At 68.7% G+C, this 12,683-nt stretch carries 10 protein-coding genes; 3 read left to right on the forward strand and 7 right to left on the reverse strand.

What is annotated here, in order from left to right:
- The first annotated feature begins 61 nt into the window (after positions 1-61).
- Positions 62-2,260, forward strand: a complete 2,199-nt coding sequence (locus tag O9280_RS16530; RefSeq protein WP_298345370.1) for an Ig-like domain-containing protein — start codon at positions 62-64, stop codon at positions 2,258-2,260.
- Between the two features lie 49 nt (positions 2,261-2,309).
- Here the strand turns inward: O9280_RS16530 and O9280_RS16535 are convergent, their stop codons facing one another.
- From O9280_RS16535 to O9280_RS16545, 3 genes are read right to left on the reverse strand one after another with little or no spacing between them, the layout of a single operon-like run.
- Positions 2,310-3,551: a GGDEF domain-containing phosphodiesterase gene (locus O9280_RS16535; RefSeq protein WP_298345373.1), complete on the reverse strand. Its 1,242-nt coding sequence runs from the start codon at positions 3,549-3,551 to the stop codon at positions 2,310-2,312.
- Positions 3,526-4,755 carry an HD-GYP domain-containing protein gene (locus O9280_RS16540; RefSeq protein WP_298345376.1) on the reverse strand — a complete coding sequence of 410 codons (1,230 nt, stop codon included), beginning with the start codon at positions 4,753-4,755 and terminating at the stop codon, positions 3,526-3,528. The genes O9280_RS16535 and O9280_RS16540 overlap by 26 nt, the downstream gene beginning before the upstream one ends.
- Before the next feature lie 9 nt (positions 4,756-4,764).
- Positions 4,765-6,450, reverse strand: coding sequence for a long-chain fatty acid--CoA ligase (locus tag O9280_RS16545; RefSeq protein WP_298345379.1), 1,686 nt, complete (start codon positions 6,448-6,450; stop codon positions 4,765-4,767).
- Here O9280_RS16545 and O9280_RS16550 point away from each other — a divergent pair.
- Positions 6,443-7,030: a nuclear transport factor 2 family protein gene (locus O9280_RS16550; RefSeq protein ID WP_298345382.1), complete on the forward strand. Its 588-nt coding sequence runs from the start codon at positions 6,443-6,445 to the stop codon at positions 7,028-7,030. The genes O9280_RS16545 and O9280_RS16550 overlap by 8 nt on opposite strands.
- A 119-nt stretch (positions 7,031-7,149) precedes the next feature.
- On the opposite strand, the gene acnA is transcribed toward O9280_RS16550, so the two are convergent.
- The 4 genes from acnA to O9280_RS16570 all read right to left on the reverse strand — a co-directional run bounded on the left by acnA (position 7,150) and on the right by O9280_RS16570 (position 12,183).
- A complete protein-coding gene (acnA, locus tag O9280_RS16555; RefSeq protein ID WP_297866355.1) occupies positions 7,150-9,831 on the reverse strand; it encodes an aconitate hydratase AcnA in 2,682 nt (893 codons plus the stop codon).
- 108 nt (positions 9,832-9,939) lie between these two features.
- Positions 9,940-10,560, reverse strand: a complete 621-nt coding sequence (locus tag O9280_RS16560) for a lysogenization regulator HflD (RefSeq protein WP_298345385.1) — start codon at positions 10,558-10,560, stop codon at positions 9,940-9,942.
- A complete protein-coding gene (gene mnmA, locus O9280_RS16565; protein WP_298345388.1) occupies positions 10,557-11,711 on the reverse strand; it encodes a tRNA 2-thiouridine(34) synthase MnmA in 1,155 nt (384 codons plus the stop codon). Before mnmA ends, O9280_RS16560 begins: the two co-directional genes overlap by 4 nt.
- A gap of 10 nt (positions 11,712-11,721) precedes the next feature.
- On the reverse strand, positions 11,722-12,183 hold the full coding sequence (locus O9280_RS16570) for an NUDIX hydrolase (protein ID WP_298345479.1): 462 nt from the start codon (positions 12,181-12,183) through the stop codon (positions 11,722-11,724).
- Positions 12,184-12,319: 136 nt separating this feature from the next.
- Between O9280_RS16570 and clpS the strand changes: the two genes are divergently transcribed.
- Complete coding sequence (gene clpS / locus O9280_RS16575) at positions 12,320-12,646, forward strand: ATP-dependent Clp protease adapter ClpS (protein ID WP_297866352.1); 327 nt, start codon at positions 12,320-12,322, stop codon at positions 12,644-12,646.
- Positions 12,647-12,683 lie beyond the last annotated feature (37 nt).

Here is a 12,683-nt window from a genome sequence, read left to right on the forward strand (position 1 = left end):
GCTGGTGTGTGACGCAGTTCGCACTGCTAGAGTCCAAGGCCTGCTGACTGCCTAGACGTGCATGCCGACGACCGCCCGCGCCCCCGAGCGCCGTGTCCTGCCCGCCCGCCCGCGAGTGGCGTGGGCCGCCTCTTCCCTCCTCATCACCCTCGTTGCGACGGTTGCGGGCCCCCTTGCCGCCGCGGTGCAGACCGTCGCCGACCGCTTCGTCGTCACCGAGAACTCGGCCGCGCTGAGCCTGCGGGTGCTCGCCAACGACCGCATTCCCGCGGCGGAGCTCGTGGATGGGACCCTGACCATACTCCGCGCGCCGGTGCTGGGCTCCGCATCGATCAATGGCTCGGGTACGACGGGCACCGTGGCGGACGACGTTCTCGTCTACCAGCCGACCGCCGACCGCAGCGGCGAGGATTCACTGCGCTATCGGGTCTGTGGTGGCGGTGCCTGCGCCGAGGGCGAGGTCGCGATCGTCGTCCGTCCCATCGCCGAATCGATCACCCTAGCCGTGACCTCGGGCAGCGGCTACCAGGACCTCGGTGCGGCCAATGTCCGCGCCCTGCCATCGGCGCGTTTCGTCGCCAGCCCGCTGGTGGAGGCCCAGGTCTCGGAATACCCGCTCGCGGTCGACCCGACGCCATGGTTGCCCTTCGCTGGCAACGCGGAACTGTCGCTGCGGGTGCTGCCATCGGCGCCGACGGCCCGCGACTGGCGCGTGCTGGTCGATGCTCGCTCGCTCTCGTCCGGCAACGTCGACGTTTACCTCGGCATTGACAGCAATCGCGACGGGCGGGCCTCCGCGAACGAACTGCGCTGTTCGGCCGGCATGTCGGCCACGGCGGAACGCTGCGAAATGGCCGTCACGGTGCCGAACTGCGGAAACGTGATGTATTGGATGCTGGTGGTGAACGCGGGCAGCGTCGCGCACACCGCACGCGTCGAGACCTTCGAGGTGCCGATGGATGCCGGTGACGGCAGTCTGGTCGCGACCGGGCCGGGCAACATCGCCGCTCGTGCCGCGTTCCCGCTGCGCATGGGCTGGAACGCGCCCGGCCTTGCCGACACGCAGAGCCGCGTGGGCTACGTCTCCGTGCAGTCGGCGGCGGGCGTGACGGTCGGAAGCGTGCCGGTGCGCGTCAACCGTGCCGGCCGCGTCGAGAACGGGATCGCCTTGGCCAGCGGCGAAGAGCGGGCGTTCCGCCTGCCGGCGGGAGCCGCGCAGGATCGTCTCTTCATCGACGTCCCGGCGGGGGCGAGCAGTCTGTCCGTGACCGCGCGCGCCAGCGAAGGTGTCGACCTGTATCTGGCGCGCGTGCCGGCGCCCGTCGCTAACGTGGCCATTCCCACCATCGCCGCCGCACCGGCGCGCAGCGCCGCGAACGCTGCGTCGAGTGCGTCGGCCCCGATGCAGACCCTGACGGTCAGCGGTGCTGCCCTGTCACCGGGACGCTGGTACATCGTCCCGACCAATCCTTCGGCGCGCATCGGCGAGGTCGCCGTGCGGGCCACGGTGGCTGGCACCGCACCGGTCGTGCGCCCGGGCGGCTACTTCAACACCGGTCGTCCGGGGCACGGCCTGTTCCTTTACCCCGCGGGTGCCGAGTGGGCGGGGCTTTGGTACACCTACCTGCAGGACGGCAGTTCGACCTGGTACTACCTGCAGGGACGGGCGCCGGGCGCGAACGGGCAGTGGCGCGGCACGGTCTATCGCAGCGCGTGGGACGGTTCACGCAACACGCTGTCCGCGGTCGGCGAAGCCGTGACCACGCCGACGGGCGCCGACGCCTTCACCTTCAGCTACCGCCTCGATGGGCAGGCGGGTAGCGAGGCCTTCTCCAGCTTCGGCCGCGGCTGCCCCAGCCTCAATGGCGCGCCGGTGAACGCCAGCGGCCACTGGTTCGATCCGGCGCGTGCAGGCACGGGCTACAGCGTGCAGATGTTCCCGAACTACGAGTTCTACGCCGCCTTCGTGTACGACGCCGCGGGCGTGCCGCGCTTCCTCACCGCGGAGCGCTCCGGTTTTGGCGGCGCGAGCGCCAGCGTGCCGCTTGAACAGCTCACCGGGTTCTGCCCGCTGTGCGCGCGGACCGCAGCCCCGACGCGTCGCGCGGCAGGAACGCTCCAACGCTCTTACGCTAGCGGGGGCCTGTCGATCATGACCGTCGACGCCACCTATGCGGCGGGCGTCAGCGGCCGTTGGAGTGGCACCGACAGCGTGCAGGCACTGGGTGGCAGCACGTCGCTGCAGGGCTGCACGCTCTGACGGTCGAGGGGCACGGGGGCGCGCCGAGGCGCGCCCGGCGGGCTGGGGATCAGCGCAGCCAGTGGCTGATCGGCGCAGGTCGGCCGAAGAGATAGCCCTGCGCGTGGTCGCAGCCGGCCTCGAGCACGGCGCCGAGCATCGCTTCCGTTTCCACGCCTTCGGCCACAGCCCGCATGTCGAGGCGGTGGGCCATGCCGGAGATCGCCTCCAGCAGTGCGCGCGTGCGCGGATTGGCGGCATCGGCGACGAAGCTCTGGTCGATCTTGAGGATGGCGGCCGGCAGGTGGCGCAGGTAGCCCAACGAGGAATAGCCCTGCCCGAAGTCGTCGATGGCGAGGCGCACGCCCTCGGTGGCGAGGCGCTGCAGGGCGCTGGCGTTGCGTCCGACGTCGTGCAGCACGGCCGTCTCGGTCACCTCGATCATCAGGCTGTGCGGCGGCAGTTCCCAGATCGCCAGGGCGGCAAGGACCTGCTCGCAGAGTGCGGGATTGTCGAAAGCGCGGGCCGACAGGTTGATGGCGCAGTAGAGCTCCGGATGGCGGCGCTGCAGGGGCACGAACTCGCGCAGCGCGACCTGCAGCGTCCAGCGCGTGAGTTCCTCGGCGAGGCCGGCGTCCTCGGCCATGGGAATGAAGACCGAGGGTGCGACCTCGTTGCCATCGCCGCGGCGCCAGCGCGCGAGCGCTTCGTAGCCCACGACACGCTGCTCGGGCAGGGTGACGATGGGCTGGTAAACGAGGTCGAGCGCGTTGCGCGACAGCGCATCGCGGAGCTCGGTGACCATCGCGTCCTGGGTGTACTCGCGGGCGATGGCGATGGTTTCGCCCTCGCGCACCGCGTGCACGACGGCGGCGCTCGCACGCTGCTGTAGCGAGGTCGGGGATTCCCCTGGTTCGGTGGCGAGCGCAGCCCCCACCGTCGGCATCAGGTGCAGGTGGCGGCCACCGGCCACGATCGGCGATTCCAGTTCACGAAGGATGCGCTGGGCCGCCAGCTCGGCGTGGCCGAGGCCGAGGAGTCGCGGCAGGAGCACGTAGAAATCGCCGTGTCCGCTGCGCAGCAGGTGGTCGCCCGGGCGGAGCGCGGCGACGATGCGGGCTTCGGCTTCGTCGAACGCCAATTCCGTCAGCGGCTGCCCGTGGGCGGCGGTCAGTGCCAGCCGCTGCCGGAAGTGAACCTGCAGCAGGGCGAGGCTGGCGTTCGGCGAGGCGGACTTGAGGAGCTGCGCCGCGGACGCTTCGTACGCCGGCCAGCCCGCCGGGGTGTCAGAGGAAGAACTCGGCGAGATCAAGACCGTAGGCTCCCGGCTGCAGCGCGCGGTGGATGGTGAGCCGCGGGCCGTCCGCCTCGGGCTGCTGCCAGAGGTCGACCTGTCGGAAGGCGGGGTTGAAGGTCTTGTCCGGGCGCGTCAGCACGGTGACCTTGGGCAGCAGCCGGCGCGCGCTGTTCTGCGCGGTGATGACGGCGACTTCGCCGCTGCTCAACTCGACCAGCGATCCGGTCGGGTATACGCCGATGCTTTGGCTGAACTGCTCGATCAGCTCGGCCTGGAACAGGCGGTCGCGTTCGCGATAAAGGGCCTGCAGCACGTGGTGGCGGGCGGACGCCGGCTGGTAGACGCGAGCGCTGCTCATTGCGTCGAAGCTGTCGACGATGCCGAGCATCCGCGCTTCGAGCGGGATCTCGAAACCGCGGCGCCCGGCGGGATAGCCGCTGCCATCGTGGCGTTCGTGGTGGTGGGCCACGGCGCTGCGGATAAGCGGCGTCGTGCCCGGCGTGCCGTCGAGCTGCGCGAGGCTGGCCTCGACATGGCGCTTCATCGCCTCGCGCTGTGCATCGGAGAGCGGCGCCGCATGGTTCACCGTGCCCTCGGGCAGGGAGCCCATGCCGAGATCCATCAGCATGCCCGCACTGGCGAGCTCGACCAGCACGCTGCCCGGGAAACCGAGCTGGCGGCCGAAGGCCGACATCAGCGCCGCACAGTTCACCGCGTGGCTGTAGGCGTAGGGGTCGCGCTCCTTCAGGCTGGCGAGCCAGAAGTACGCGTCCGGATTGCGGATGACGCTGGCGACGACCGGTTCGACCGCGGTGCTGATCTCTTCGATCGACAGCTTGCGGCCCTCGCGCAGGTCGGCGGTCAGGCGCCGCGACAGTTTCTGCGCTTCGTTCGCCGCGAACTTGATGCGCGGGAGCTCTTCCTCGAGGCTGGCACTGATCCGGTACTGCGTCGGTGCGCCCACGTGGCGCAGGCCGCTGCCGCCGCCGCCCACGTCCAGGCTCATCAGCACGGCTTCCGGCGTGCCATCGACGCTGCGGATGCGGTCGATGAACACGTAGTCGGCGTGCTGGCGGACGGCAATGATGTCGTCCACGGTGCGAACCATCACGCCCTGCAGCGGGAACGCCGTGGTGTCCCACGAGCGACCCTCAAGCCGGCACACGAACATGCCGGGCTGCAGTTCGTTGACGTTGAGCCGAACCTCCTCGACAGCCATCGCTTGGGGTCAGGCCTGTGCTTTGGTCGCGGAGTCGCGGAGCTCGCGGCGCAGGATCTTCCCGACGTTGGTCTTCGGCAGCTCGGTGCGGAACTCGACGATCTTCGGGAGCTTGTAGCCGGTGAGGTTGTCCTTGCAGAAGGCCTTCACCTGCTCGGCGGTGAGGTTCGGGTCCTTGCGGACCACCACCACCTTCACCGCCTCGCCCGACTTGTCATCCGGAACGCCGACCGCCGCCACTTCCAGCACGCCGGGCATCGTCGCGATCACATCCTCGATCTCGTTCGGGTACACGTTGAAGCCCGACACGAGGATCATGTCCTTCTTGCGGTCGACGATGTAGAAGAAGCCCGCCGGGTCCATCTTCGCCATGTCGCCGGTGTGCAGCCAGCCTTCGGCGTCGATGACCTTCGCGGTCTCCTCGGGGCGCTGCCAGTAACCCTGCATGACCTGCGGGCCCTTGATGCAGAGTTCGCCGACCTCGCCGTGGGGCAGGGTGCGACCTTCGTCGTCCTTCACGCAGGCATCGGTGGAGGAGATCGGCAGGCCGATCGCGCCGTTGAAGTCCTTCAGGCTCAGCGGATTCATGCACGCCGCCGGCGAGGTCTCGGTGAGGCCATAGGCTTCGACCAGCGTGCATCCGGTGGCCTTCTTCCAGCGTTCCGCAACAGCGCGCTGCACGGCCATGCCGCCGCCCAGCGTGAGGTGCAGCGAGGAGAAGTCGATGGTGTCGAAGCCCGGCGTGTTGAGCAGGCCGTTGAACAGCGTGTTCACGCCGGTGATGGCGGTGAAGCGCACTGACTTCAGCTCCTTGACGAAGCCGGGCATGTCGCGCGGGTTGGTGATCATGTGGTTCAGGCCGCCGAACTTCATGAAGACGAGGCCGTTCGCCGTCAACGCGAAGATGTGGTAAAGCGGCAGCGCGGTGATGATGATTTCCTGGCCGGGCTTCGCGTTCGTGCCGATCCATGCCGAGGCCTGCTGCATGTTCGCGACGAGGTTGCGGTGCGTGAGCATCGCGCCCTTCGCCACGCCGGTGGTGCCGCCGGTGTACTGCAGGAAGGCGATGTCGGTGTTGCGGAGCGTCACCGAGGGCAGGGTGTGCTTGGCGCCTTCGGACAGCGCGTGGCGGAAATCCACGGCGCCGGGGATGTCGTAGTCCGGGACCAGCTTCTTGACGTACTTGATGACGAAGTCGACGACCTTGCCCTTCGGGAAGCCGAGCATCTCGCCCACCGAGGTTACGATGACCTGCTTCACCTGCGTTCCGGCCACCACTTCGGCAGCCGTGTGCGCGACGTTCTCGAGGACCACCAGCACGCTGGCGCCGGAGTCATCGAGCTGGTGCTTGAGCTCGCGCGGGGTGTAGAGCGGGTTGGTGTTGACGACGGTGAGGCCGGCGCGCAGGGTGCCGAAAATGGCGATCGGGTACTGCAGGACGTTCGGCATCATCAGGGCGACGCGGTCGCCCTTCTTCAGCTTCAGCACGTTCAACAGGTAACTGGCGAACTGCTGGCTGAGGCGGTCGATGTCGCCGTAGGTGAGTACCTTGCCCATGTTCGAGAACGCCGGACGGTCGCGGTACTTGGCGAGGGCGTTGTCGAGGACCGAGACGATGGACGGGAACTCGTCCACGTCGATTTCCGCGGGGACGCCCTGCGGATAGCTGGACAACCAAGGACGCTCAATGCTCATCGACAACACCCCTATCGCGTGGACCGCCCGACACGCCAGTGCGGCGCCGTACGGAATTTCGAGTATTCGCTCGATTGCAGCACAGGGGGCGATATCGGGCAAGCCGCGAGCGCGCTGTTTCTTCGCTTCGTCGTGGCGAAAGGGGCGTGGTCTTCTCGCCGTGCTGACATGGCTCGTCCTCATGGCCCTCACCGGCTGCGCGGATCCGCCGGATGAGGCCGCGCTCCGGGCCCGGATCACCAGCCTGCAGGAGGCGGTCGAAGCCCGCGATTCGGGAGCCTTGCTGGAGGCCGTCGATCCGGAGTTCGGCGGGCCCGACGGCATGGACCGGGACGGCCTGCGCCGCTACGCGACCTTGATGCTGCTGCGGCAGCAGAACGTCGGCGTCGCGATCGGGCCGGTCGACGTCGAACTCCGCGGCGACCGCGCCGCGGCCCGCTTCGATGCCGTCGTGACCGGCAGCAACCGCTTCGTTCCCGAGGGCGTCGAGGCCCGGCGGGTGGAGACGGTCTGGCGTTTGGAGGGAGATGACTGGGTGCTGGTGAGCGCTGACTGGTCCAAGCCGGCCTTGGCGAAGTAGCGCGCCCGCACGGCGCGGCATCACCGCCCATTGCGCCGCCGCAACGAGGAAGGCCGCCCGGAGGCGGCCTTCGGTGGATCAAGGAACGCCCGCGCGAACGCGGCGTTCCTTGGCTTCGATCAGGCGGCCTTGGCGCCCGCGGCCAGCTGGCGCAGCACGTAGTGCAGCAGGCCGCCGTGGCGGAAGTACTCGACTTCCTTCGGCGTCAGCAGCAGCACCTGGGCCTTGAAGCTCACGACCGAGCCGTCCGGGCGCTTGGCGCTGATGTCCGCGACCTTGCCGGCGCCGTCCTGCAGGCCGGTGATCGAGACCACCTCGTCGCCCTTCAGGCCGAGCGTCTGGGCATTCTGGCCGTCGAGGAACTGCAGCGGCAGCACGCCCATGCCGACCAGGTTGGAGCGGTGGATGCGCTCGAAGCTCTCGGCGATGACCGCCTTGATGCCCAGCAGGTTGGTGCCCTTGGCCGCCCAGTCACGCGACGAACCGGTGCCGTATTCCTTGCCCGCGAACACGACCGTGCCCACGCCCTCGGCCTTGTACTTCATGGCCGCGTCGTAGATGGCCAGCTTGTCACCCGACGGGTAGTGGATCGTGTTGCCGCCCTCTTCGCCGCCCAGCATCAGGTTCTTGATGCGGATGTTGGCGAAGGTGCCGCGCACCATCACGTCGTCGTTGCCGCGGCGCGAGCCGTAGCTGTTGAAGTCGACCGGCGCCACGCCGCGCGACTGCAAGAACTTGCCCGCAGGCGAGCTGGCCTTGATGTTGCCGGCCGGCGAGATGTGGTCGGTGGTGATCGAGTCGCCGAAGATGCCCATGACGCGCGCGCCGTGGATGTCGCTGATCGAGCCGACCTGCATCGTCATGCCGTCGAAGTAGGGCGGGTTCTTGATGTAAGTGCTGTCGTCCCACTGGTAGGCGTCGCCGTCCGGCGATTCCACCGCGTTCCAGCGGCTGTCGCCGCGGAAGACGTCGGCGTAGTTCTTTGCGAACATCTCCGGGCCGATGGTGGCGGCGATGGTGTCGCCGATTTCCTTGTTCGACGGCCAGATGTCCTTGAGGTAGACCGGCTGCCCGTCCTTGCCCGTGCCCAGCGGCTGGGTCGAGAGGTCGAGATCCGTCGTGCCGGCGATGGCGTAGGCAACAACCAGCGGCGGCGAGGCGAGGTAGTTCATCTTCACTTCGGCGTGCACGCGGCCTTCGAAGTTGCGATTGCCCGAGAGCACCGAGGTCACGACGAGGTCACCCTCGGCGATGGCCTTCGAGACGGCTTCCGGCAGCGGGCCGGAGTTGCCGATGCAGGTGGTGCAGCCGTAGCCGACGACGTGGAAGCCGAGCGCTTCCAGGTCATCCATCACGCCGCCCTTCTTGAGGTAGTCGGTGACCACCAGCGAGCCCGGGCCGAGCGAGGTCTTCACCCACGGCGCGACCTTCAGGCCCTTGGCGACGGCATTGCGGGCCAGCAGGCCGGCGCCGAGCATCACCGCCGGGTTCGAGGTGTTGGTGCAGGAGGTGATCGCGGCGATGACCACCGCGCCGTCCTTCAGCTTGGTGCCCTGGAAGTCGGCTTCGCCCGAGGCCTTCGCCGGGGTCTTGGCGGCGCGCGCCTCAGCCATCGGCTTCAGCGACTCGCGGTAGACCTTCTGCATGTCGGAGAGCAGCACGCGGTCCTGCGGGCGCTTCGGGCCGGCGAGCGAGGGCAGCACGCTGCCCATGTCGAGGCCGAGCGTCGAGCTGTACTCGGCTTCCACCGACGGGTCGCGCCACAGGCCCTGGGCCTTGGCATAGGCCTCGACCAGCGCGATCTGCTCGGCCGAGCGGCCCGAGAGGCGCAGGTAGTTCAGCGATTCGCCGTCGATCGGGAAGATGCCGCAGGTGGCGCCGTATTCCGGGGCCATGTTGGCGATGGTGGCGCGGTCGGCCAGCGGCAGCTGGTCGAGGCCGTCGCCGTAGAACTCGACGAACTTGCCGACCACGCCGTGCTTGCGGAGCATCTGGGTGACGGTGAGCACGAGGTCGGTGGCGGTGGCGCCTTCCGGCAGCTTGCCGGTGAGCTTGAAGCCCACGACCTGCGGAATCAGCATCGACGAGGACTGGCCCAGCATCGCGGCTTCGGCCTCGATACCGCCCACGCCCCAGCCCAGCACGCCGATGCCATTGATCATCGTGGTGTGCGAGTCGGTGCCGTAGACGGTGTCCGGGAACGCGTGCTCGACGCCGTCGATGGTGCGGGTCATGACCACGCGCGCCAGGTTCTCGAGGTTCACCTGGTGGACGATGCCGGTGTTCGGCGGCACGACCTTGAAGTTGTCGAACGCCTTCTGGCCCCAGCGCAGGAAGCTGTAGCGCTCCTTGTTGCGGGTGAATTCGAACACGCCGTTCTCGTCGGCGGCCGAGGGTTTGCCGAACACGTCGACCTGCACCGAGTGGTCGATGACCAGTTCCGACGGGATCAGCGGGTTGATGCGCTTCGGATCACCGCCCAGCTTCTTGACGGCATCGCGCATGGCGGCGAGGTCGACCACGCAAGGCACGCCGGTGAAGTCCTGCAGCACCACGCGGGCGGGCATGAAGGCGATCTCGGTGTCCGGCTCTTTCTTCGGCTCCCACTTCGCCACGGCTTCGATGTGTGCCGGGTTCACGGTGACGCCGTCCTCGCAGCGCAGCAGGTTCTCGAGGAGGATCTTCATCGAGTAGGGCAGGCGCTTGATGTCGAAGCGCTGGCCCAGCTTCGGCAGGCTGTAGAAGGCGTAGGACTTGCCGTTGACGGCAAGCGTGTCGCGGGTGGCGAAGGAGTCGCTCATGGATGGCTCCAGGCTGGTGGTGCGGCGAGAGGGTCCGATCGCACCGCCTCACGGCGGGGCGCTGGCAGGCGTGAATTATGCCGGAAGCGATCCCGTTCCGGGGCGGCTTCAATCGAGCGGCGACAGCAACTGGTGGGCCGCCTCGGTCATGGCCCGGCGGCGGAGCAGGAAGTCCAACCGGCTGCCCCCCATCTGGCGCCAGAGCACCGCGGCGCGAAGACCGCAGAGAAGCAAGGCGCGGACTTCGGCCACGATCGGCGGCTGGCCGAGGTAGACCGGGTTGCCCTGCACCAGCACGCGCTGGCCGATCGGACTCACCTGCTCGGCATAGAGGTCGCCGAGCCGGTTGATCACCGTCGGGTGCATCGGGCCGAGGTGCTGGCGCTGCCGTTCGACATCGCGCAGCGTCGATTGGACGCGCTCGCCGGCGGTCGGGTGGCGCACGAAGCTGCGTTCCAGGGCGAGAAGGGTCAGGCCCATGCGGCCGACGGCGGGATCCTTCGGTCCATGCCCGAGCAGGGCGAGGAGCTCCCGAAGGCCGCGATCAAGGCCGCGGCCCAGCGTCTCGGTGCCGCCATAGATCGTCTCGGCGTCCTCGGCCTCGAAGCGGAACAGGCTGTCGAAAAGGACCGATTCCGGGTGCTGCTCGGTCTGGCCCAAGGAGGCCAACTGCTGGACGAGCTTCAGGGATTGCGCCAGAGCGGCGAGGGCGATGACGCGTTCGATCATGGGGACGCTGGTGCGAAGAAGGGAGCGATGGGGGTGGCGACGGTGGCGCGGAGCGGGTCGAGCGGGGCATCGGTGGCGGCGATCACCGCGCCGCCCAAGCATTCCTCGCCACGGTAGAGCACCAGCGATTGGCCGGGCGTGACGGCGCGCTGGGGTTCGTCGAAGTGGACGTCCACGCCCTGGTCGTCGCGGGGCAGGACGGTGCACGCCTGCGGCGGTTGGCGGTAGCGCACCTGCGCCTCGCAGCGCAGCGGGAACGTGGGCGGCTCGCCGGCGATCCAATGGAAGGCCTCGCTGCGCAGCGCCGAGGATTTCAGCAGCGGGGAGTCGCCCTGCTCGACGACCAGCCGGTTGCGGGCCGCGTCCTTGCCGACCACGAACCAGGGCGCGTCGGGCCGGCCCCGGACGCCGCCGATCCGCAAGCCTTCGCGCTGCCCCAGGGTGTAGAACGCGATGCCGTCGTGGCGGCCAAGGACATCCCCCGAGGCATCGACGATCTCGCCGGGCGTGACCGCGATGTACTGGGCGAGGAATTCGCGGAAGTCGCGTTCGCCGATGAAGCAGATGCCCGTGCTGTCCTTCTTCTTCGCCGTCGCCAGGCCCAGCCGGGCGGCGATGGCCCGCACCTCGGTCTTCGGCAGCTCGCCCACGGGAAACAGCGTGCTCGCCAGCTGCGACTGACCCAGCTGGTGGAGGAAGTAGCTCTGGTCCTTCGAGGCGTCGACCCCGCGCAGCAGGCGCCAGCGCCCGTCGGCCTCGTCCACGCGGGCGTAGTGCCCGGTGGCGATTTTCTCCGCGCCCAGCGCCTTCGCCTCGTCGAGGAAGGTCTTGAACTTGATCTCGCGATTGCAGAGCACGTCGGGGTTCGGCGTGCGCCCGGCCCGGTACTCGGCGAGGAAGGTCTCGAAGACGCCGGACCAGTAATCGGCGGCGAAATTGCGCGCGATGAAGGGCAGGCCCAGCTGGCCGCAGACCTTCAGGGCGTCCCGGCGGTCGTCTTCGGCACGGCACTCGCCGCTGCCGTCCTCGTCCCAGTTCTGCATGAACAGGCCGGCCAGGGACTCCCCGCGCTCGCGCAGCAGCCACGCCGCCACCGAGGAGTCGACACCGCCGGACATGCCGACGATGACGCGCGCCGAAACGGCATTCACCGCCGGCCCCTCACAGCGCCGCCACCGACTCCAGCGGCAACCGGCGGCCGTCGAGGGCGTCCTGCACCACGCGCCAGACCAGCGGGCTGCGGTGTTCGGCCTCGCGGGCGCGCAATTCGGAGGGCGTCAGCCAGTGCGCCTGCACGATGCCGGCATCGAGAGGGCGCTCCGGGTGGTGGGCCACGGGCTCCGCGGTGAAGGCGAGGCGGAGGTAGCTGCGGCCGCTCTCCGGCGCCTGCCATTGGTAAGCGCCAACGAACGCGGTCAGCCGCACCGTCCAGCCGGTTTCCTCCAGCGTCTCCCGGATCGCGGCGTCGACGATGGCCTCGTCCGGCTCGAGGTGGCCGGCCGGCTGGTTCAGCACCCGGCGGCCTCCGACCTCTTCCTCCACGACCAAGAGGCGGCCATCACGGAAGACGACGGTCGCGACGGTCACATCGGGTTGCCAGAAGCGGCCTTGGCGATAGCTCAACGCGGACTCCGCGGCCATGCGGCGGCCGGATCGGGGAAAGCCCGCATTGTGACGCCGGCATCCGGCAGCGTCCACGTTCGTGCGCCGCGCTTCCGGCCCTTGCCGTCGCGCTCCGAGCGCCTCATATACTGGCCCCATGAGCCAACACGAACGCCCCGATTCCGAACATGAACGCGGCCTCGCCGTCGAGACGGCCAAGCCCGAACTGGAACGCCCATCGCTGTACCGGGTGGTCCTGTTGAACGATGACTACACCCCGATGGATTTCGTCGTCGAGGTGTTGCAGGTGTTCTTCGGCATGAACCGCGAGAAAGCCACCCAGGTGATGCTGCACGTGCACACGCGCGGCAAAGGTGTCTGCGGCGTCTACACACGCGAAGTGGCAGAAACGAAAGTGTCGCAGGTGAACGATTTTTCCCGGACGCACCAGCATCCGCTGATGTGCACGATGGAAAAGGCCTGAGCCGCCCCCATATCCGGGTCATTGCCCTGGAGGCCCC

Origin of the sequence: Silanimonas sp. (genome assembly GCF_027531545.1) — a bacterium.
GTDB lineage: Bacteria > Pseudomonadota > Gammaproteobacteria > Xanthomonadales > Xanthomonadaceae > Silanimonas.

Excerpts from the sequence above, each read along its gene's own strand:
- acnA (WP_297866355.1), bottom strand. The coding sequence starts at position 9,831 with ATGAGCGACTCCTTCGCCACCCGCGACACGCTTGCCGTCAACGGCAAG.
- O9280_RS16540 (WP_298345376.1), bottom strand. The coding sequence starts at position 4,755 with ATGGCTGTCGAGGAGGTTCGGCTCAACGTCAACGAACTGCAGCCCGGC.
- O9280_RS16550 (WP_298345382.1), top strand. The coding sequence starts at position 6,443 with ATGCTCATCGACAACACCCCTATCGCGTGGACCGCCCGACACGCCAGT.
- O9280_RS16560 (WP_298345385.1), bottom strand. The coding sequence starts at position 10,560 with ATGATCGAACGCGTCATCGCCCTCGCCGCTCTGGCGCAATCCCTGAAG.
- clpS (WP_297866352.1), top strand. The coding sequence starts at position 12,320 with ATGAGCCAACACGAACGCCCCGATTCCGAACATGAACGCGGCCTCGCC.
- O9280_RS16530 (WP_298345370.1), top strand. The coding sequence starts at position 62 with ATGCCGACGACCGCCCGCGCCCCCGAGCGCCGTGTCCTGCCCGCCCGC.
- O9280_RS16545 (WP_298345379.1), bottom strand. The coding sequence starts at position 6,450 with ATGAGCATTGAGCGTCCTTGGTTGTCCAGCTATCCGCAGGGCGTCCCC.